This is a genomic window from Amycolatopsis vastitatis (genome assembly GCF_002234595.1).
Taxonomy (GTDB): domain Bacteria; phylum Actinomycetota; class Actinomycetes; order Mycobacteriales; family Pseudonocardiaceae; genus Amycolatopsis; species Amycolatopsis vastitatis.
This window is the reverse complement of sequence record NZ_NMUL01000053.1, coordinates 46,138-64,581: the sequence shown is the minus strand read 5'-3', so window position 1 is coordinate 64,581 and position 18,444 is coordinate 46,138. Positions and strand designations below refer to the sequence as shown.

Annotated in this window: 20 protein-coding genes and 1 pseudogene; 13 read left to right on the top strand and 8 right to left on the bottom strand. The window is 72.0% G+C overall.

Annotation, left to right across the window (positions count from 1 at the left end; translation table 11 throughout):
• Positions 1–10: 10 nt before the first annotated feature.
• A complete protein-coding gene (locus CF165_RS40690; RefSeq protein WP_240522028.1) occupies positions 11–874 on the bottom strand; it encodes a helix-turn-helix domain-containing protein in 864 nt (287 codons plus the stop codon).
• A 164-nt stretch (positions 875–1,038) separates the two neighbouring features.
• Here CF165_RS40690 and CF165_RS40685 point away from each other — a divergent pair, with 164 nt between their 5' ends.
• The 4 genes from CF165_RS40685 to CF165_RS40670 all read left to right on the top strand — a co-directional run bounded on the left by CF165_RS40685 (position 1,039) and on the right by CF165_RS40670 (position 3,066).
• Complete coding sequence (locus CF165_RS40685; RefSeq protein ID WP_093952911.1) at positions 1,039–1,593, top strand: helix-turn-helix domain-containing protein; 555 nt, start codon at positions 1,039–1,041, stop codon at positions 1,591–1,593.
• Between the two features lie 188 nt (positions 1,594–1,781).
• The gene (locus CF165_RS53025; protein ID WP_240522027.1) at positions 1,782–2,162 is read left to right on the top strand and encodes a hypothetical protein; all 381 of its coding nucleotides are present in this window, start codon (positions 1,782–1,784) and stop codon (positions 2,160–2,162) included.
• A complete protein-coding gene (locus tag CF165_RS40675; RefSeq protein WP_093952910.1) occupies positions 2,159–2,818 on the top strand; it encodes a helix-turn-helix domain-containing protein in 660 nt (219 codons plus the stop codon). The genes CF165_RS53025 and CF165_RS40675 overlap by 4 nt, the downstream gene beginning before the upstream one ends.
• Complete coding sequence (locus tag CF165_RS40670; protein WP_205661119.1) at positions 2,815–3,066, top strand: hypothetical protein; 252 nt, start codon at positions 2,815–2,817, stop codon at positions 3,064–3,066. Before CF165_RS40675 ends, CF165_RS40670 begins: the two co-directional genes overlap by 4 nt.
• A 122-nt stretch (positions 3,067–3,188) precedes the next feature.
• Here the strand turns inward: CF165_RS40670 and CF165_RS40665 are convergent, their stop codons facing one another.
• Positions 3,189–4,022 (bottom strand): SCO6745 family protein, encoded by an 834-nt coding sequence (locus CF165_RS40665; protein WP_439098543.1) that lies wholly within the window; start codon positions 4,020–4,022, stop codon positions 3,189–3,191.
• A gap of 123 nt (positions 4,023–4,145) precedes the next feature.
• Here CF165_RS40665 and CF165_RS40660 point away from each other — a divergent pair.
• Positions 4,146–4,445: pseudogene (locus CF165_RS40660) on the top strand (SDR family oxidoreductase); the annotation flags it as partial.
• On the opposite strand, the gene CF165_RS40655 reads toward CF165_RS40660, so the two are convergent.
• The gene (locus CF165_RS40655; RefSeq protein WP_093952908.1) at positions 4,423–4,791 is read right to left on the bottom strand and encodes a VOC family protein; all 369 of its coding nucleotides are present in this window, start codon (positions 4,789–4,791) and stop codon (positions 4,423–4,425) included. The pseudogene CF165_RS40660 and the gene CF165_RS40655 overlap by 23 nt on opposite strands.
• Before the next feature lie 62 nt (positions 4,792–4,853).
• Between CF165_RS40655 and CF165_RS40650 the strand changes: the two genes are divergently transcribed.
• The 8 genes from CF165_RS40650 (at position 4,854) to CF165_RS40615 (ending at position 11,409) form a co-directional block, all read left to right on the top strand.
• Positions 4,854–5,306: a MarR family winged helix-turn-helix transcriptional regulator gene (locus CF165_RS40650; protein WP_093952907.1), complete on the top strand. Its 453-nt coding sequence runs from the start codon at positions 4,854–4,856 to the stop codon at positions 5,304–5,306.
• A 96-nt stretch (positions 5,307–5,402) separates the two neighbouring features.
• Complete coding sequence (locus tag CF165_RS40645) at positions 5,403–5,999, top strand: HAD family acid phosphatase (RefSeq protein ID WP_093952906.1); 597 nt, start codon at positions 5,403–5,405, stop codon at positions 5,997–5,999.
• Positions 6,000–6,423: 424 nt separating this feature from the next.
• The gene (locus tag CF165_RS40640; RefSeq protein ID WP_240522026.1) at positions 6,424–7,857 is read left to right on the top strand and encodes a sensor histidine kinase; all 1,434 of its coding nucleotides are present in this window, start codon (positions 6,424–6,426) and stop codon (positions 7,855–7,857) included.
• Positions 7,854–8,270, top strand: coding sequence for a roadblock/LC7 domain-containing protein (locus tag CF165_RS40635; RefSeq protein ID WP_093952905.1), 417 nt, complete (start codon positions 7,854–7,856; stop codon positions 8,268–8,270). The genes CF165_RS40640 and CF165_RS40635 overlap by 4 nt, the downstream gene beginning before the upstream one ends.
• 1 nt (position 8,271) lies before the next feature.
• Positions 8,272–8,631 (top strand): DUF742 domain-containing protein, encoded by a 360-nt coding sequence (locus CF165_RS40630; RefSeq protein ID WP_020640618.1) that lies wholly within the window; start codon positions 8,272–8,274, stop codon positions 8,629–8,631.
• Between the two features lie 52 nt (positions 8,632–8,683).
• Positions 8,684–9,217 carry a GTP-binding protein gene (locus CF165_RS40625; protein WP_093952931.1) on the top strand — a complete coding sequence of 178 codons (534 nt, stop codon included), beginning with the start codon at positions 8,684–8,686 and terminating at the stop codon, positions 9,215–9,217.
• Complete coding sequence (locus CF165_RS40620) at positions 9,214–10,449, top strand: cytochrome P450 (protein ID WP_093952904.1); 1,236 nt, start codon at positions 9,214–9,216, stop codon at positions 10,447–10,449. Before CF165_RS40625 ends, CF165_RS40620 begins: the two co-directional genes overlap by 4 nt.
• A gap of 63 nt (positions 10,450–10,512) precedes the next feature.
• On the top strand, positions 10,513–11,409 hold the full coding sequence (locus tag CF165_RS40615; RefSeq protein ID WP_093952903.1) for a sulfotransferase domain-containing protein: 897 nt from the start codon (positions 10,513–10,515) through the stop codon (positions 11,407–11,409).
• Here the strand turns inward: CF165_RS40615 and CF165_RS40610 are convergent.
• The 5 genes from CF165_RS40610 to CF165_RS40590 form a co-directional block, all read right to left on the bottom strand.
• The gene (locus CF165_RS40610) at positions 11,406–12,800 is read right to left on the bottom strand and encodes a tryptophanase (RefSeq protein WP_093952902.1); all 1,395 of its coding nucleotides are present in this window, start codon (positions 12,798–12,800) and stop codon (positions 11,406–11,408) included. The two genes, CF165_RS40615 and CF165_RS40610, sit on opposite strands and share 4 nt — an antisense overlap.
• A gap of 1 nt (position 12,801) precedes the next feature.
• Entirely contained in the window at positions 12,802–13,947 is a 1,146-nt protein-coding gene (locus tag CF165_RS40605) for a cation:proton antiporter (RefSeq protein WP_093952901.1), read from the bottom strand.
• 225 nt (positions 13,948–14,172) lie between these two features.
• Positions 14,173–15,525 (bottom strand): tryptophan 7-halogenase, encoded by a 1,353-nt coding sequence (locus CF165_RS40600; protein ID WP_093952900.1) that lies wholly within the window; start codon positions 15,523–15,525, stop codon positions 14,173–14,175.
• The gene (locus CF165_RS40595; RefSeq protein ID WP_093952899.1) at positions 15,525–17,279 is read right to left on the bottom strand and encodes an amino acid adenylation domain-containing protein; all 1,755 of its coding nucleotides are present in this window, start codon (positions 17,277–17,279) and stop codon (positions 15,525–15,527) included. The genes CF165_RS40600 and CF165_RS40595 overlap by 1 nt, the downstream gene beginning before the upstream one ends.
• On the bottom strand, positions 17,272–18,054 hold the full coding sequence (locus CF165_RS40590) for a thioesterase II family protein (RefSeq protein ID WP_167441722.1): 783 nt from the start codon (positions 18,052–18,054) through the stop codon (positions 17,272–17,274). The genes CF165_RS40595 and CF165_RS40590 overlap by 8 nt, the downstream gene beginning before the upstream one ends.
• Positions 18,055–18,444 lie beyond the last annotated feature (390 nt).

Genomic DNA, 18,444 nt, shown 5'->3' with positions numbered 1-18,444 from the left:
AGTCTTTTGCTCATCCGGCCGCTCCGATGATCTCCCTCAGCAGTTCACGGGATCCGTCCGGCTCCTCCGCCGACGTCCAGAGTTCCTCGAAAGCTTCGACGTACGGCTGGACCTCGGCCGTTTTCTCAAGGTACACACCGGTGCCGAGCAGCTCGATGTAGCCGATGTCCGGTTCGTTGTCCTCGAAACCCAGGACGCTGAACGGGTAGCCCATGGCGCGGTAGGCGCCGTTCGCACTCTTCAGGAACCTGATGTCGACGTTCGGCAGCTCCATCAGCTCGGCGATCCGGCGGAGCTGCTCGAGCCACGCTTCGCGGCCGCCGACTTGGAGTCTGAGCACGGCTTCGGTCAGCACACACCGCACGCCGAGCGGCGCTTCGTCCTGCAGCCGAGCCTGCCGCCGGATGCGCGCCTGCACTCGCTCTTCGTACTGGTCATCGTCCGGCGCCGACCCCAGCTTCGAGATCGCCCTGGCGTAACCCTCGGTTTGGAAGAGCCCGGGCACGACATCGATCTTGAAGATCCGCACGCCGGAAGCTTCGGCCTCGAGCGCCACGTAGTCGCGCACGTCGGCCGCGAAGGCGTCGGCCGAGATCTGCTCGACCCAGCGCGAACTCTGGGCGGTCTGGGCATCGCGGAACAGGGCGTCCCGCTCGTCCGCCGGCCGGCCGAAGTGCAGGGCCAGCGTCATCACGTCGACCGGGGTGACCGCGAGCTTGGCCGTCTCGATCCGCGACTGCTTCGCGTTCGACCAGCCGACCGCCTTCGCGACCTCGACCTGGTCCTGACCGCTCTCGATCCGCCAGGCCAGGATCGTGCGGGCGATCCGCCGCATGCGAACGCCCGGCGTCTTCGCTTTGACCTCGTCGGCCACGGAGGCTCCTCTCGTCGATCGCCGCCGAGCCTACGGCAGCCCCGTCAACTTGCACGGTCACCCGATCGGGCGTCTGTGTAAATTTACACGGCGTACCGCTTGCATGACATGCAAGTTTGCGCGACGGTGAACGCAGCACTGGTTCACCACCTCGGGAGGGACGCATGAGCCACGCCACGACTCACCGCGGGCGCCCTGAGCTGTCCAGCCGTCAGCGCCACGCGCTCGCCGTCGCCGCGCGGGACGCCGACAGCGGCAAGCGCACCCGCGCGGCCGCCGTCCGGCGCTGGTACGAGGGCCACTCCCAGGCGGACGCGGCGGCCGTGGCGAACGTTTCGCCGACGACGATCCGGCGCTGGGTGCGGAGTTTCCAGGAAACCGGCACAGTCCCGAGTGGACAGACCTGCCAAGCCGAGCCGCCCACGCTCCACCCACCGCGCGGCACCGTCGTCACCGCGGCCACGCGCCGGTTCCTGGCCACCCTCGCGGCGGAACTGCTGGCGGAGCGGAGGTCGCGCGGCTGGTCCAGGGCTCAGGTCCTCGCGGCGAGCGGCGTCGGCTACAGCCCGGCCATCCTGGGTCACTGGGAACGCGGCAGCCGCGCGATGCCCCTCATCGCGTTCGCGATCCTTTGCCACGCCTTGGGTCTCGATCCCGGGGAGGTGATCCGGCGGTGCTACGACAGGTCGTTCGCCCTCGTCCGCGGGTTTCCCCGGTGAGCGGCTTCCTCCCCGGGGCCGTGGAGACTGGAGGGAAACCACGTCCGGGGAGGAAGCCGCCGGTGCCGGGCGTTGCTGGGCCCGGCACCGCAACGGTAGCGAACCGGAACCGGGTCGTGGCCTTGTGTCACCGACGCGGGTCAACCCGCACAGTTACGTCCGTTCCCGTCGGAGCCGGCCCCGAGGTGGTGAACGACGTGCTGCCCGACGAAGCCGCCTGGCCGTCCGAAACCGATCTGCGGATCGCCGAGCACCCGACATTCGTTCTCCTGTGCCGTGTCCTGGCCGGCTTGCGCCGGCTGTCCTTTTCGGACCGGCCGGCACCACCCGGAGTGGCCATGCCCCGCGACACCCACCACCTCGTCGACCTCCTCCGCGCGGCCCAGAGCCGGATCGGCGTGCTGGCCGTCCGGCTGGCCGACACCACGGCGTCCCCGGCCGAACAGCGCGAATTCGCCGACCAGGCCGAGGAGCTGGCCGACCTGCTCCGCTCGCACGCGGACGACATCGACGCCGGGATCGTCGCGGCGCCGCGCCACTTCCCCCGCACGGAACGAGAACCGGCATGACGACCACTCCACTGCGCCCGGCCCTGCTGCTGCTGGGCACCATGCTCCGGGAGCTGCGCACCGACCGGGGAACGAGCCTGCGGGCGCTGGCCCGGACGCTGGGATTCACGGCGGCCGAGCTTTCGGCATGGGAACTCGGCACCCGCCGTCCACCGGCCGAGGCAGCGGCGTTCATCCTCGGCTACCTGCACGCCAAACCGGCCGACTACGAGCAACTGCTGAAGCTCCATCAGCAGAGCGACCGCCCCAGCTACGTCGAGGAAATCGGCGCGACGAACCTGCAGCAGGTCTACGAAAACCACGCGGTTCGCGTGTTCGAGTGGGCACCACACGGCCTTCCGGAGGTCACGCAAGTCCGTGCAGCCGACCGTCCGCAGGGCTACCGGCACGTCGTCCTGGTCGGCGAAGCGGCGCCGGCCGGCGGGCTTCCGCAGCACGTCACAGTCCTGGCCGTTCCCGCCGGGTCCTGCACAGCCGAGACGAGCCACGGCTTCAGCATCTACGAAACGACGTCCAGCACGTTCACGGTGGTGATCCGGCACGAGCACGCGCGGATCTACCTCGGCGACCCGCGCACGGTAGAACGCTACCGGGCCACCTTCGGCCGCCTGCACCGCGAAGCGCTCGACCACACGCTGTTCCGGGCGTCACGATGACCGCGGTGATCTACGTGGACGCGCAGGCGGTGCACCCGGTGATCAACGGCGAATGGCACCGCCTCGCGGGAGCCCTCGAGCCGGAACAGGCGATCACCACGCTGTGCGGCATCGCCGACACCGCGACGTTCATGCCGTTGAGCGAACGCCGAAGTCACACCATCCCCCGCCAATGCGACCACTGCGACGCGATCTACCGGCGCGACCACGGCATTCCCCCGCGCCAGGACCGGCTCGGACGCCGCTGAGCCGTGTGTCCCATGCGCCCCAATGTGGCGTTCGGTGCGTCCAACGCACCGAACGCCACATTGGGTGCGTCAGACGCAACCAACGCCACATTGGGGCGCATCGCCCCGACGCGTGGCGCCCGCTACCACGGGAACTCCGCCCGCAGGGCGGCCGCGATCGGTTCGAGGTCGGCCATGAGCCGGTCGAGCTCACTCGGGTCCAGCACGTTGTACGGCGCTTCCGCGAGCCGGTCGGTCAGCGCCTCGACCCGTTCCTTCGTGGCCTGGCCCTCGGCGGTGAGCCAGCCATCGGTGCCCACGAGGCCGCGGGCTCGCATCCCGTCGACGACCGCGGTCAGCTGCGCGGCCGGGAGGTGCCAGACCCGGCCGAACTTCTCCGCGGGCGTGCCGACCGACAGGGCGTGGAGGACGTGGGCCTCCGTCCCGCCGATGCCCTCGGCCATCAGCGCGACGATGTGGCCGTCGCCGCGGTGTTCGCGCAGCAGGGTCGCCGCGTGCCACAGCCGGGCCACCGGCTCCTGCGGTACCGGGAGCGCGCGCAGCGCCGCGTAGAGGGCGCGGCCCTCCACGGGTGCGCTGGTCGCCGCCCGCATGAGAAGGTCGCCGGCGCGCTTGATGGCGGGGTCGTCGGCGTGCTCGCCGAGGATCCGCCGCATGCCCGCGACGCAGCCCCGCTCGCGGGCGGCCAGCGCCGCCTCGGGGGTGGTCAGGTCCCAGACCCGCGGGATGTGACGGGCCACTTCGCCCGGGGCGAAGTTGTAGAAAGCCGCGTGGACCACCTCCGCCGGCACCGACCGGCCGAACGGCGCGGCCCGTCCGGCGAAGTAGGCGTCCCACACGTTGCGCAGGCCCAGCGCCATCAGGGCCTCGTCCGACTCGTCGGCGAAGTAGGGCAGCATGCCGATCGGCTCGACCAGGTCGTACATGCGGCGGGCTACGGGCTGCGGGTGCGACATCTTCATCCCCTGTGGTCCTCGGCGGCGCCCTCGTGGCGGCCGCTCACCCCCTCCACGAACGGCTCACCCGCGATTCGACACCCGTCTCCGGCCGAGGGGGAAATTTCCTCAGAGCATCGGCACCGTGCCGCCCTCCCGGCACTGGCCGAATCCGGTGGCCACCTCGTCCTGACCGGCTCGGCCGCGGGCCGCGGGGTCCGGCCGGGCAACCTGTACTCGGCCACGAAGTGGGCCGTCACCGGCTTGGCCCAGAACATCCGCGCCGAATGCGTCGGCACCGGCGTCCGGGTCACCCTGATCCAGCCCGGCCTGGTGGACACCGGCGGCATCCCGCCCGAACGCTCTGGCCAGCCGTCCACAGTGGACGTCAACGAGATCCTCGTCCGCCCGGCAGGCCCGATCAGCCGCGGTCGTGGAGCGTGATCCGGTAGCCGTCGGGGTCGGCGAAGGTGAACGTCCGGCCGAAGGGGCCGTCGATCGGCGCGGCGACGATGGGGTGACCGTCGGCGGCCAGCGCGTCGTGGATGGCCTGGACATCCGTGGCGTGGAGCCAGATCGCGGCGCCGATGCCGGGCTGGGCTGCGGCGTCGAGATCGGTGCCGGGGACGACGTCGCGGAGGGCGAACGCGATCGGCTTCGTGTCGAAGACGACGGCGTGCGGCGGCCCGGCCGGCGAGCGGACGAGGCCGAGGTACTGCTCGTAGAACGCCTGTGACGCGCCGAGGTCGCGCGCTTGGAGCGAAATGAAGTCGGGGCCGGTGGCAGGCATGATCGTGGTCCTCTCGTCGTGTCAGGTTCCTGACACGGACCAACCTATGTCAGAATGCTGACATGAGTCAAGACGGTGCCGGAGTCGACCTGGAGACGTCACTGGGCTACCTGCTGAAGGAGGCGTCGAGCGCCCTCCGCGTCGCCATGGAGGAGGTGCTGCGGCCGCTCGGGATGAACATCACGCACTACTCCTGCCTCGAACTGCTGGCCCAACGACCGGGTCTGTCGAACTCCGAACTCGCGCGGGGCGCGTTCGTGACCCGGCAGACGATGAACGTGCTGCTCCAGGCCCTGGAACGAGACGGCTCGGTCACCAGGCCCACGGAGGCACCCGTCGGGAAGGCCCTGCCCACCCGGCTCACGCCTCGCGGACGGCGGAGCCTGGAGAAGGCGAGCGCGGCGGTCCGGTCCGTCGAGGTCAGGATGCTGACCGGGCTGACCGAGGCTGACCGGGCGACCGCGTTCCGGATCCTGCGGAGCATGATCCATTCCCTGCGCGAGGGCGACACATAGCCCGTTCCGACCATCCCGCTTCGGCGATCAGCGCGGTAGGCTCCTCCGGCGAACGTGAAGAAGTTTCGCCTTCAACCGGACGACGAGGAGCCCCCGATGCCCCGCTTCCGCACCCTTGTCCCCCTTGCCGTGGCCGGCACCGTCCTGACCGGGCTGCTCGCCCTGCCCGGCCAGGCCGTCGCGGCCACTCCCCGAGCCGCCGCGGCTCTTCCGCCCTACCCGACCTGGATCGCCGACGTCACGGCGGTCGCCGACCAGGCCTCCGCGTACCTGCGCGACCGGCTGCCCGGCTCGGGCCGTCCCGCGATCGTGCTCGACATCGACAACACGTCGCTGGAAAGCAACTACCACCCGTCCCTGGCCGAGGTCCCGGCCGTGGCCCCGGTTCTGCGGGTCGCCCAGTACGCCGTCCAGCACGGCGCCACGGTCTTCTTCGTCACCGGCCGGCTCAAGATCGAGGACTGGGTCACCCGCTACAACCTGACCAAGGTCGGCTACCAGTACGCCGGGGTCTACGAAACCGGCCTCGGCGACCTGTTCGACCTGCAGAAGTACAAGACCGCGGCGCGGGCGGACATCGAGGCCGACGGCTACACGATCGTCGCCAACCTCGGCAACAACGACTCCGACCTCGCGGGCGGCCACGCCGAACGCACGTTCAAGCTGCCCGACTACGGCGGCCAGCTTCCCTGAGCCATTCTCCGTCGAGAAATCAATTACCCGGCCATTCAGCGAAATCCGGGTCGACATTTTCCGGACGCCCCGGCGATCACCCCTGTCACATGTGACCGATGTCCATGTCGATCACCGTTGGGAATTGACTTTCCGGAACCGCCGGGGCCTCGCGAAGTGCCGCCACGGCGAAATTGCCCCTTACGCACGGGAAAGATGGGCGCTAGGGTGCCGGAGCGACCGTCGCAGGGATTGAGGAGCCGAAATCGAGAAGCTGCCGCACCCGACTCCATGACGGTCCTCCGGCCCCGCCGCCCGCTCGCCGGAATTGCGTGAATACCACTTGACCCATGCGATGGCGTAGAGCCCGGCATTCGGCGTAGTCCCGATTGCGGCTCCGCACCCCAGAAGTCCCTGTATCCGACCGCCCGCGAGGACCTGATCGATGTCAGTGCACTTACCCGCTCACCACCAGGCGGAGCGCCCGCCGGTGGGACGAGCCCTGTTCGCGCTGCCGGCCGCCATCGTCGTCACCGGCGGGGTGCTGTGGTGGATAACGGCCGCGGCGCCCGCGGCGGGACGGACGTTCGTGGCCTGGTCCGGCGGAGCCGCCGCCGTCCTGGTGTGTGCGGCGGTCACGGTCGCCGTGTACTTCGCGCAGGCCGCGCGCCACTTCCAGGGCCGGGCCGCGGTGCTGGACGGGCAGGTCGCCCAGCTCGCCGACGAGACGCTGCCCGCGGTCGTCGAGCGGGTGCGCGGAGGAGCGTCGGCGGACACCGCGCTCGCCGAGGTGCCGCAGTCCGTCGACGGCGCCGGCCGGCGTCTGCTGTCGGCGGTCGCGCAGGAGATCAGCCGGGGAGAGCGCATGCGCGCGGCCACCATGGCCGCCTGCGCCAACGCCGCCGGCCGCGTTCAGGCGCTGGCCACCAGCATGCTGGCCGACCTGCGGGAGATGGAAGGCCGGCACGACGAAAACGTCCTCGGCGACCTGCTCAAGCTCGACCACAGCACCGCGCAGGCGGGCCGGCTGGCGGACAGCATCGCGGTCCTGACCGGCGCCCGTTCCGGCCGGCGCTGGACCAAGCCGATCGTGATGGAAAGCATCCTGCGCGGCGCGATGGGCCGCATCAGCGCCTACCAGCGGGTGCGGACGCACTCGACCAGTACCGTCGCCGTCGCCGGGTACGCCGCCGAAGGCGTCATGCACGCGCTGGCCGAGCTGATGGACAACGCCACCAGCTTCTCGCCGCCGTCGGAGGACGTGCACGTGTACGTGGAGGAGGTCCACGCGGGTGTCGTCGTCACGATCGAGGACAGCGGCCTCGTCATGAGCGCCGCGGCGCTGGACCGGGCCGTGCGGGCGGTTTCCGCCGAGCCGCTGGACCTGACCACGCTGTCCGGGACCCGGCTGGGGCTGGCGGTGGTGGGCTGCCTGGCGCGCAAGCACGGCCTGAGCGTGCACTTCCGGCCGTCCGCGCGGGGCGGCACCGGAGTCGTGGTCATGATCCCCCGGCAGCTGGTCACGCAGTCCGAACAGGACACTCTGTCGGTCGCTCCGGCCGCGGCCGGCGTGACCACTCCGCCTCCCGAGGTGCGCGCGCCCGCCGCCGCACCCGCCCCGACGGAGTCCAAAGTGGAAGGTGAGCTGTCCGTGCTGCCGCGGCGACGTCGCGGGCAGACCCTGGCGGCGGCGCCCGTGCCGGTGGCCGCCCCGGCGCCGAGTCCCACTCCGGCCCGTGCCGACGCCGGGGCGAGGTTCAGCGCGTTCCGCGCGGCCGGCCGCGGCATCCGCCCCGCTCCCCCGAGTGGGGAGCCGATAGCCGCCCCTGGACGCGAAGCACCGACCGGACAGCAGATCGGAGGCGAGGGATCCCGATGAACACCACCGACCACGATCTCGACTGGCTGCTCGAGAACCTCCTGAGCAAGACCCCGGGCACCCGGCACGCCCTGGTGCTGTCCAAGGACGGTCTCAAGCTCTGCCACACCCGCGGGCTCACCGTGGACCAGGCCGACCAGCTGGCCGCCATCGCCTCGGGCATGCAGAGCCTGGCGTACGGCACGTCCATCGAGTTCGGCGACGGGACCGGCGGCGTCCGGCAGTCCATGACGGAGTTCCACGGCGGGATGCTGTTCATCGTGGAGGCGGGCGAAGGAGCCCACCTCGCCGTGATCGCCGACGACTACGCCGACGTGGGCGTCATCGGCCACAACATGAACGAGCTCGTCGAGCAGATCGGCGAGTACCTGACCGCCCCGCCGCGCCCGCAGCCGCAACACAGCGGCGGATGACATGAGCTGGGAAGACCTCCACCGCGAGGACCCCGACCGGCTGTACACCGTCACCGGCGGGCGCAGCCGTGCGAACGAGAGCGCGCTGGACCTCGTGACGCTGATCGTGAGCGAGTGCGACCCGGTCCCGGGCATGCAGTCCGAGCACGTCAAGATCCTGCGGCTGTGCCGCCACCCGACGGCGCTCGTGGAGGTCTCCTCGGACCTGGGCCTGCCGGTGAGCGTCGTGAAGATCCTCTTGTGCGACCTGCTCGACACCGGCCGGATCACCGCCCGCCACCCGTCCTCGGCACCCGTGGACACCCGTCTGCCCGATCTCGAAACCCTGAAGCAGGTGCTCGTTGGACTTCAGAAGCTCTGAGCAGGACGCCCGCGCTCCGCTGCCGAGCACCGCCAGGGACGGGCTGAAGATCGTGGTCGTCGGCGGGTTCGGGGTGGGCAAGACGACCATGGTCGGTTCCGTCAGCGAGATCCGCCCGCTGAGCACGGAGGAAACCATGACGCAGGCGGGCGTCGGGATCGACGACGGCGCCTCGCACGGCAAGACCACCACCACGGTCGCGTTCGACTTCGGGCGGATCAGCCTGAACGAGCGCATGGTGCTGTACTTGTTCGGCGCGCCGGGCCAGGAGCGGTTCTGGTTCCTCTGGGACCGCCTGTTCTCCGGGACGCTGGGCGCCGTCGTGCTGGTGGACAGCGACCGGCTGGCCGACTCCTGGTACTCCATCGACCGCCTCGAACACCACGGGACGCCGTTCATCGTCGCGCGCAACAACTTCGGCCCGCCGAAACACAGTCTGGAGCAGGTGCGCGACGCCCTCGACCTGTCCCCCGAGGTGCCGCTGGTCGACTGCGACGCCCGCCGCCGCGACTCCAGCAAGACCGTCCTGCTCGCGCTCGTCCACCACCTCTTCGCCCTGTCCGCCGTCCGGGAGCCCACGTCATGACCACCCCCAGTCCCGCACTCCCCGCCCTGGATCCCGCCTTCCGGCACGCCACGCCGTTGTCCGGGCCGGCGTTCCAGCAGACGTCCGAGGACCTCTACGCGGAAATGCGGCGGGCGCACGGGCCGGTGGCTCCGGTCCTGCTCGACGGGGACGTGCCGGCGTGGCTCGTGCTGGGCTACCGCGAGGTGCAGTACGTCGTGAGCAGCCCGGAGGTCTTCGGGCGCGACTCGCGGCGCTGGAACGCCTGGGACCGCGTCCCGCCCGACTGGCCGTTGCTCCCGCTCCTCGGCTACCAGCCCACGATGATGTTCACCGAGGGTGCCGAACACCGGCGGCGGGCCGAGGCACTCGACGAGGCACTCGGCGCCGTCGACCAGTTCGAGCTCGGCGCGCGGGCCCAGCAGGTCGCGGACCAGCTCATCGACGCCTTCGCCGGCTCCGGCGAGGCGGACCTGATCACCCAGTACGCCGACGGGGTCCCGCTGCCCGTCGTCGCCCGGATGATCGGCGTGCCGGAGGCGGAGACCGCCGACCTGGTCCGTGACGTCTACCGGACGCACGCCGCCGGCGAGGGCGCGAACGAGGCCTACGCGCGCGTCCGGGAAAAGGTGCGGCGCATGGTCGCGTCCAAAAAGGACACTCCGGGACCCGACGTCGCATCGCGGCTGCTGGCCCACCCGGCCGGGCTCGCCGTCGACGAAATCACCGAAGACCTGCTGCACCTGATGAACGCGGGCCAGCTGCCGACCGCCTACTGGATCGGCAACACCCTGCGGCTGATGCTCACCGACGACCGCTTCGCGATGACGTTGTCCGGCGGCCGCCGGAGCGTCGGCCAGGCGCTGAACGAGGTGCTCTGGGAGGACACGCCCACCCAGAACTTCCCGGGCCGGTTCGCCGTCCACGACCTCCGGCTGGGCGGCAGGCAGATCCGCAAGGGCGACCTGCTGATCCTCGGACTGGCGGCAGCCAACCACGACCCGCTGGTCCGCCCGCTCCCCCAGACGTCGAGCGGCAACCAGGCGTACATGTCGTTCAGCTACGGCGAACACCGCTGCCCGTACGCGGCCCAGGAGATCGCCAAGGTGATCGCCGAGGCCGCGATCGAGGTCCTCCTCGACCGGCTCCCGGACGTGGTCCTCGCGATACCGGCCGACACGCTGACCTGGCGGCCGTCACCGCTGTTCCGGGGCTTGGCGGCGCTGCCGGTGAAGTTCTCCCTGGCCTGGTGACGCCCGGGCGTGGCATGCTGAATCCGGCGCGAGCGAAGACCGCATCAGTCGGGAGGGCTGAGAATGGTCGAACGGCGGCGGTATCGCACGGTGGTGTCGGACAGTGCCCTCTGGGCGCGCTTCCGGTTCCGCGACGGGGACATCGTGATCAGCACGCCGCCGAAGTGCGGCACGACGTGGATGCAGATGCTGTGCGCGTTGCTGGTCTTCGACACAGCCGATCTTCCCCGTCCGCTCACCGAAATCTCCCCGTGGGTGGACGCGACCACGTATGACACCGAGGCGATCCTCGCCGGGCTCGAGGGGCAGCGGCACCGGCGTTTCGTCAAGACGCACACGCCGCTCGACGGCTTGCCGTCCGAGGCGGGGGTGACGTACGTCTGCGTCGGGCGTGACCCGCGCGATGCCATGCTGTCGTTCGAGCACGCCGTGGCCAACATCGACCCCGTCGCCATCGCGGCGGGCGGCCTCGACCAGCACACCGGCCCGCCGCCCTCCGAAGATCCGCTCGAACGGTTCCGGGTGTGGGCGGACGCGGAGTTCACGCCGGAGTCGGACTGGTTCGGAGTGAGCCTGGCCAACCTGGTCCACCACGTGCGGACGTTCTGGGACCACCGCGACGAGCCGCAGGTCGCGCTGTTCCACTACGCGGACCTGAAAGCCGATCTGCCCGGGCAGCTGGCGCGCCTGGCCGACGCGCTCTCGATCGACGTCCCGCTTCAGCGGCTCGGCGAACTCGCCGACGCCGCGACGTTCGAAGGCATGCGGAACCGGGCCGACGAACTCGCCCCCGGCGTCGACGCGAAACTGTGGCGCAGCAACAAGGACTTCTTCCGGGCCGGCACCAGCGGCCAGTGGCGCGACCTGCTCGACGCGGCCACCCTCGACCACTACCGCCGGCGCGTCGCCGAACTCGCGCCGCCCGACCTCGTCGAATGGCTGCACACGGGCAGTCCCTAGCCGAAGATCGTGGTTCCGGACGTCGGCTCGAACCGCGCCTGGAAGAACCTCAGCTGCCGCGGCTCGCACGTGAACCTCAGGCCGCACCGGATCCGGTCGCGGTCGCGGTGGACGGCGATGACACCGTCGGCGACGAGGTCCATGTGGGCGCGGGTGTACACGCGCCGCGGGATCGCCAAGCGCAGCAGTTCCAGGCTGGGTAACCGGTTCTCCCCGGTTTCCGGGTCCCGCCCGGCCGAGACCGCGCCGCGTTCGACGCCGCGGACACCCGCTTCGAGGTAGACCGCGCACGCCAGGGTCTGGCCGGGGAACTCCGTCCGCGGGACGTGCGGCAGCGCCGCCGCCGCGTCGACGCAGACGCAGTGGCCGCCCGTCGGGCGGACGATCGGCACGCCCGCGTGGCACAGCCGCGTCGCGAGGTACTCGACCTGGGCGACGCGGGCGCGGATGTGGTTCTCTTCGACGGATTCCGCGATGCCCGCGGCGATGGCCTCCATGTCGCGGCCGGCCATGCCGCCGTAGGTGTGCAGCCCTTCGTACAGCAGGACGAGTCCCCGGGCTTGTTCGGCCAGGGCCGGGTCGCGCAGGGCGAGCCAGCCGCCGATGTTGGCCAGCGAATCCTTCTTGGCGGACATGACCGCGCCGTCGGTCGGCTCGCACAGCGCGCGCAGGATCTCCGCGACCGTGCACCGGGCCCGGCCCGGCTCGCGTTGCTTGACGAGCCAGGCGTTTTCGACCGCGCGGGCGGTGTCGAGGAACACCGGGATCCCGTGGGCGTGCGCCAGTGCGCACGTCTCGGTGAGGTTCTCGACGCTGATCGGCTGCCCGCCCGCCATGTTGACCGTCGCGGCGAGGGAGACGTACGGGATCGCCGCCCCGAATTCGGCGATGACCGCGCGCAGCTTCGCGAGATCGACGTTGCCCTTGAACGGGTGTTCCGAGGACGGGTCGTGGGCCTCGTCGACGATCACGTCGTGGAACGTCGCGCCGTTGAGCTCCTGGTGGGCGCGGGTGCTGGGGAAGTACATGTTGCCCGGCACGTGGGTGCCGGGCCGGATCAGGCACCGGGACAGGATGTTCTCCCCGCCGCGGCCCTGGTGCACCGGGATGACGTGCTCGTAGCCGTAGAAGGCCTGCACGGCCTGTTCGAAGACGTAGAAGCTGCGGGCCCCCGCGTAGGCCTCGTCGCCGCGCATGAGCGCCGACCACTGCCGGTCGGACATCGCGTTGGTGCCCGAGTCGGTGAACAGGTCGACGTAGACGTCTTCCGAGCGCAGGAGGCACGGGTTCCAGCCGGCCGCGCGCAGGGCCGTCTCCCGGTCCTTCCGGGTCGTCGTCCGCAGCGGTTCGACCATCTTGACGCGCCACGGTTCGGGCGGGTAGACGGACATGTCAGACTCCCTCGCGTTGCCGGGACAGCCGGGTGAGCAACGGGCCGGTCATCGCGGTCGTCGCGAGCGCCATCACGACCATCGCCGTGTAGAGCGCGCCGTCGATGACGCCCAGGCCGAGCCCGATGGCGACGAAGACCAGTTCGGTGACGCCGCGGGTGTTCATCAGGACCGCGAACACCCCGGCCCGGTGCGGGGCCAGCCCGCCGAGCCGAGCGCCCAGGTAGGCGCCACCGCACTTGCCGGCCACGGCGACGGCGGCCACGGCGGCGATGTCCCCGGCCAGGGCCGCGTCGAGCCTGCCGAGGTCGACGGCCCGCCCGACGAGCACGAAGTACAGCGGGGCCAGCAGTGCGGCGACCGGCGTGACCAGTGCGGCCGGGTCGAGCGCCGGGACGGCGTGGCCGAGGACGACACCGGCGAAGAACGCGCCGACGGCCGGGTGCAGCCCCGCCGCCTCCGTCACCGCCGCGGCCGCGCAGGCGAGCGCGACCAGCACCACCGTGGCCGACGGCCGGGAAAGCCGCGCGACCCAGCGGCGCCGGGCGAGCCACGGCACCGCCGCCAGCAGCACCACGACGGGCAGCGGCGCGGCCGCGGACCAGCCGTGCAGCGCCGCGGCGGCGACGGCCAGCAGCGTCCAGGCGGTGACGTCGGAAACCGCGGCCGCGGTGAGCGCGCGGCGTCCGTCGACGCTGTCGAGCAGGTCGCGTTCGGCGAGAATGCGCGCCAGGACGGGCAACGCCGTCACCGCCATCGCGGCCGCGACGAACACGACGAACGGCCCGGTGCCGGCGGGAGCGTGCCGCCGGGCCAGCCATAAGGCGAGAACCGCGCCGAGACCGAGCGGGACGAGGGTGGCGCCGAGCGCCGGGACGACGACGGACTTCAGCCGGGTCCCGGTCAGCGACGGGGCCAGGTGGGCACCGGCGGCGAACAGGAACAGCACCAGGCCGAGCTGGGCGATCGCGGTGAGCGTGGTGTCGGCCCGCGCGGGCAGCAGCCGCGCGGCCGGCGCGACCGCCACGCCGCAGAGGATCTCCCCGAGCACCGCGGGCTGGCCCAGCCGGGCCGTGACCGCGCCGGCGAGCCGGGCGAGACCGAGCAGCACGGCAAGGGCGGCGAGCAGAACGGCTAGCTCAGACATCGGCCACCGTCCCAAGCGCCCCAATGTGGCGTTGGTTGCGTTGGACGCACCCAATGTGGCGTTCGGTGCGTTGGACGCACCGAACGCCACATTGGGGCGCATCGCCCGGCCGCTGTCAACGAACCTCGGACGCGCGACACCAGCGGGCAGCACAGTGGCAACCTCGCGCCGGCGAGCCGGGCGAGACCGAGCACCACGGCGAGGGCGGCGAGCAGGACGGCGAGCTCAGGCATCGGGCACCCGCCAACGCCGACCGTCCGAAGTAGACACCAACCCACCCGGGAACATCGGCGGCTCCTCACCCGCATCCGCACCGAGCAGGCCGCGCAGCTGCAGCTGCGCTCCTTCGGCGAGAACCTCGCCGAGCGTGTCGAAGTCCGCCGACGACACCCCGCCGACGAGGTCGAGGAACGCCGTGCGGTCGTCGCGGCCGGTGACCGCCCCGGCGTGCCGGTAGTAGGACCGCTGGTCGGCCTCGAGCCGGTAGAAGCCGCGCAGGAAGTCCCGGAACAAGCCGAACTCGCGGCGGTAGCGGGCTTCGAACTCGGCGAAGCACCGCTCCTCCGGCACCAGTCCGGCCAGGGTGCTGTTGATCGACCGGGCGGCCAGCAGCGCACTGTAGGTGGCGAGGTGCACGCCGGAGGAGAACACCGGGTCGATGAAGCAGGCGGCGTCGCCGACCAGCACCATTCCCGGGCAGCGCAGGGAAGTCCGGTCGTAGGAGTAGTCCTTGCGCACCCGCAGCCGGTCGTACGGCGGTTCGGTGGCGCGCGGGACGCCGCACAGGAAGTCGCGGATCATCGGGCAGTCCGCGATCAGGGCGCGGAACGCCGTCTCGGGGTCGCCCTGCACCCGGGCCGCGGCGTCCCGCCGGACGACCGCGCCGACGCTGGTCAGGCTCGCCGAAAGCGGGATGTACCAGAACCAGCCGTCGTCGAAGGCGGCGCACAGGATGTTCCCCGCGTCCGGTTCGGGCAGCCGGGCGCCGCCGCGGAAGTAGCCGAACAACGCCAGGTTGCGGAAATCCGGGGAGTATTCGCGGGCGCCGCCGACGTCGTGGTGCAGCCGGCTCGTGTGCCCGGACGCGTCGACGACGAACCGCGCCGTCGCCTCCCGTTCGCGGCCGGTGTCGTCGAGGTAGCGGACGCCGGTGATCCGGCCGCCGTCGCGGAGCGTGCCGAGCACCCGGTGCCCCTCGCGGACGTCGGCGCCGAGCCGGCTCGCGTTGCGCAGCAGGATCGTGTCGAACCGCGTGCGTTCCACCTGGTAGGCGTAGGAAGTCGGGCCGGCCATCCGGTCCGACGCGGCGAACGCGAACGTCCACGGCTCGGGGTTGCTGCCCCACCGGAACATGCCGCCGCGCTTGCGCACGAACCCCGCGCGTTCGACCTCGTCCCGCACCCCGAGCAGGGCGCAGATCCCGTGCACCGTCGCCGGGAGCAGCGACTCCCCGATCCGGTAGCGCGGCAGGTGCTCCTGCTCCAGCAGCAGGACGCGGTGCCCGTCGGCGGCGACCAGCCCCGCCGCGGTCGAACCACCGGGCCCGCCCCCGGCCACGACGACGTCGAAATCGGTCATCACGCGCCTCCTTCCGGGCGTCCGGGGACGAGTTCGGCGAGCCGGGCGACGGTGCGGCGGCGCAGGACGTCCCGCAGCGTGCACGGCACCCCGCGGGCCCGCAGCCGCGCCGCCAGCGCCGCGGCGGAGAGGCTGTGCCCGCCGAGGGCGAAGAAGTCGCTGTCCGCGGTCACCTCGGAGATCCCGAGCTGGCCCTGGAACGCCGCCGCGACGAGAGTCTCGGCGGGGGTCAGCCGGCGCGGCTCGATCCGGGCGGCGGCGCGGTCGACCTTGCCGGTGCGCCCGACCGGCAGCGCGGCGGCTTCGACGACCGCCGCGGGCACGAGGTATTCGGGCAGCGTCTCCCGGAGCCGGTCACGCAAGTCGTCCCCGGAGCCGGAGCCGGAGCCGGAACCGAGCACGACGTACGCGACCAGGTGACGGCGGTCCCCGGCGCCCTCGGCGCGGACCATGGCCTGTCGCACCCCGGGCAACGCGAGCAGGGCGTGTTCGGCCTCGCCCGGTTCGACGCGGTGGCCGCGGATCTTGACCTGGTCGTCGAGCCGGCCCAGCCAGCGCAGGGTGCCGTCGGGCTCGCAGCGGCACCGGTCGCCGGTGCGGTACCAGCGGTGGGGCGCGGTGCCGAAGCGGTCGGCCGTCAGCGCCGCGTCCCCGAGGTAGCCCAGCGCGAGCGACGTCCCGCCGACGAGGAGCTCGCCCGGCTCGCCGACCGGCACCGGCCGCAGGCAGGCGTCCACGACCTGGACGCTGGTGTTGGCGATCGGGTGCCCGATCGCGGGCGTGTCCTGCTCCCCCACCCGGCAGGCGGTGGTGAACACCGTGCATTCGGTCGGGCCGTAGAGGTTGACCGCCGTCAGGCCGGGTGTCGCGCGCAGCCGGGCCCACAGAGAGGGCCCGACCGCCTCTCCGCCCATGAGCAGCGTCCGCGGGCGGACGTCCTCCGCGAGGAGGCCGGCGTCGACGAGCCCGGCGAGCTGGGCCGGCACGGCCTCCACCACCGTCAGCCGGTGCGCGCGGATGAAGGCGACGTAGCGCTCGGGATCGGTCCGGACGGCTTCGGGCACCAGGTGCACCTCGTGCCCGCCGACCAGCCACAGCAGCGGGTTCCACGCCGCGTCGAAGGCCAGCGGGAGGCCGTGCGCCACCCGCTGCGGCGCGCCCCCGGCGGGGAAGAACCGCGCGGCGAGCTCGCAGTACAGGTTGACCAGGCTCCGGTGCCCGACCACGACGCCCTTCGGGCGGCCGGTGGAGCCGGAGGTGTAGACGACGTACGCCGGATCGGCGGGGTTGATGCCGGCGACCGCGTGCTCCGGCCGCCGGGCCAGCTCACTGCGCCAGTGCTCGGGCGAGAGCACGACGTCCGCGCTCGCGGCGAGCTCGGGAACGTCGGTGAGCAGCACGGCCGGGCGGGCTTCGGCGAGGATCAGCGCCCGCCGCGCCGGCGGCAGGCCAGGGTCCAGGGGCAGGTAGACCGCGCCGGCCTTGGCCACCGCGAGCGGCGCCAGCACCGCCCGCGCGGACCTGGCCATGGCGCACGCCACCGTCGAACCGGGCACCGCCCCGGCGGCCCGCAGCACGGTCGTCAGGCGGCCGCTCCACCGGCGCAGGTCGCCGAAGGTCCACGCGACGTCGTCGGCCACCAGGGCCGTCCGCTCCGGGAACGCCCGGGCCCGCAGCTCGAACAGCTCCTGCCAGCCCACCTTCGGCACGAAACGCCGGCCGCCCCCGACCACGGACGGTGGAAGCTCAGGCATCCCGCACTCCCGCGGCGACCACGTCCCGCTCGATCCGCCGCAACCACGTCCAGAACTCCGCGCCGCGGCCGGGGGCCAGCAGCCCGAGGTGCCCGCCCGGCACGGTCGCGGCCAGGAACGGACCGGTCGTCCACGGCCGCCACGCTTCGGTCGCGTCGTCGGCCGGCACCGGGTCGCGGTCACCGCACAAGGCGGCCAGCGGGCACCGGACGGCGACGTCGGCCGGGCCCCGGTACGCCGTGGTCAGGCGGACGTCCCGCCGCAACAGCTCGGCGGCGTAGGCCCACACCTCGAACGACGCACGGCTTCCCAGCCCGGGCACGAATCCTTCGCCGGTCAGCACCTCCAGGAGGTGATCTTCGCCGATCCGCCCGTACCGCCCGGGGACCCGCCGGTGCGGCGCGGGTGTCCCGATGACGACGACGGCCGCCGGAGCCGGCCCGCAGCGGGTGCGCAGCCGCTGCGCCAGCTCCACCGCGACGAACCCGCCCATGCTGAACCCGACCACGACGGTCTGCCGCACCCAGGCGCGTTCCCGGCGGAGGAGCTCGCCCGTGACGTGCTCGGCCAGCTGTTCCAGGGACGACGGCGGCGGCGCGTCCAGCCGGTCACCCCGCCCCGGGTACTCCACGCCCCACACCTCGGCGCCGGCCGCCGCCCCCACGACGTGCCGGAACGTCCCGACGGTGCCACCGGCGGGCGGCAGGAGCAGATAGCGGCACTCGTTCACGCCAAGCTGGTCCCCCGCGGACAACGACCTGATGGCAAAGGGCATGACGAATCCTTCGATGCATTACTCCGGTCAATTGGGGGACCGATTTCCTCAGAACGGAAATCGGAACTCTGGCGATTACACGAATCGTTTCCGCAGATGTCAGCCCGCGGCACGCTCCGCCGTCCCGACCGGGCCGCACTGTCCGGACCCGGCGGGACCTTCCGGCACCTCCGTCAGCCGATGTCGATCATCGCCTGCACGAAAAGATACGACTCGACCGGCGCTCGGCACATAACGGTTTGATCGCGTTGCCGGAAATTGACCTCTACGGGACGTATACCGCCGAATTCTCCCCCGCGCGGGTTAGTTTAGCGCGGAGTGACCACGAATAATTCTCGGATACTCGCCGTGGAGGGTCGTGACGGCCGCCGCCGCGATGTCGTGAACGAC

What these genes read in the sequence shown, in the direction of transcription:
- CF165_RS40595 (WP_093952899.1), bottom strand. Translation starts at nt 17,279, where the DNA reads ATGCCTGAGCTTCCACCGTCCGTGGTCGGGGGCGGCCGGCGTTTCGTG.
- CF165_RS40650 (WP_093952907.1), top strand. Translation starts at nt 4,854, where the DNA reads ATGAGTCAAGACGGTGCCGGAGTCGACCTGGAGACGTCACTGGGCTAC.
- CF165_RS40635 (WP_093952905.1), top strand. Translation starts at nt 7,854, where the DNA reads ATGAACACCACCGACCACGATCTCGACTGGCTGCTCGAGAACCTCCTG.
- CF165_RS40630 (WP_020640618.1), top strand. Translation starts at nt 8,272, where the DNA reads ATGAGCTGGGAAGACCTCCACCGCGAGGACCCCGACCGGCTGTACACC.
- CF165_RS40685 (WP_093952911.1), top strand. Translation starts at nt 1,039, where the DNA reads ATGAGCCACGCCACGACTCACCGCGGGCGCCCTGAGCTGTCCAGCCGT.
- CF165_RS40645 (WP_093952906.1), top strand. Translation starts at nt 5,403, where the DNA reads ATGCCCCGCTTCCGCACCCTTGTCCCCCTTGCCGTGGCCGGCACCGTC.
- CF165_RS40665 (WP_439098543.1), bottom strand. Translation starts at nt 4,022, where the DNA reads ATGTCGCACCCGCAGCCCGTAGCCCGCCGCATGTACGACCTGGTCGAG.
- CF165_RS40615 (WP_093952903.1), top strand. Translation starts at nt 10,513, where the DNA reads ATGGTCGAACGGCGGCGGTATCGCACGGTGGTGTCGGACAGTGCCCTC.
- CF165_RS40590 (WP_167441722.1), bottom strand. Translation starts at nt 18,054, where the DNA reads ATGCCCTTTGCCATCAGGTCGTTGTCCGCGGGGGACCAGCTTGGCGTG.
- CF165_RS40675 (WP_093952910.1), top strand. Translation starts at nt 2,159, where the DNA reads ATGACGACCACTCCACTGCGCCCGGCCCTGCTGCTGCTGGGCACCATG.
- CF165_RS40620 (WP_093952904.1), top strand. Translation starts at nt 9,214, where the DNA reads ATGACCACCCCCAGTCCCGCACTCCCCGCCCTGGATCCCGCCTTCCGG.
- CF165_RS40670 (WP_205661119.1), top strand. Translation starts at nt 2,815, where the DNA reads ATGACCGCGGTGATCTACGTGGACGCGCAGGCGGTGCACCCGGTGATC.
- CF165_RS40600 (WP_093952900.1), bottom strand. Translation starts at nt 15,525, where the DNA reads ATGACCGATTTCGACGTCGTCGTGGCCGGGGGCGGGCCCGGTGGTTCG.
- CF165_RS40655 (WP_093952908.1), bottom strand. Translation starts at nt 4,791, where the DNA reads ATGCCTGCCACCGGCCCCGACTTCATTTCGCTCCAAGCGCGCGACCTC.
- CF165_RS40605 (WP_093952901.1), bottom strand. Translation starts at nt 13,947, where the DNA reads ATGTCTGAGCTAGCCGTTCTGCTCGCCGCCCTTGCCGTGCTGCTCGGT.
- CF165_RS40640 (WP_240522026.1), top strand. Translation starts at nt 6,424, where the DNA reads ATGTCAGTGCACTTACCCGCTCACCACCAGGCGGAGCGCCCGCCGGTG.
- CF165_RS40610 (WP_093952902.1), bottom strand. Translation starts at nt 12,800, where the DNA reads ATGTCCGTCTACCCGCCCGAACCGTGGCGCGTCAAGATGGTCGAACCG.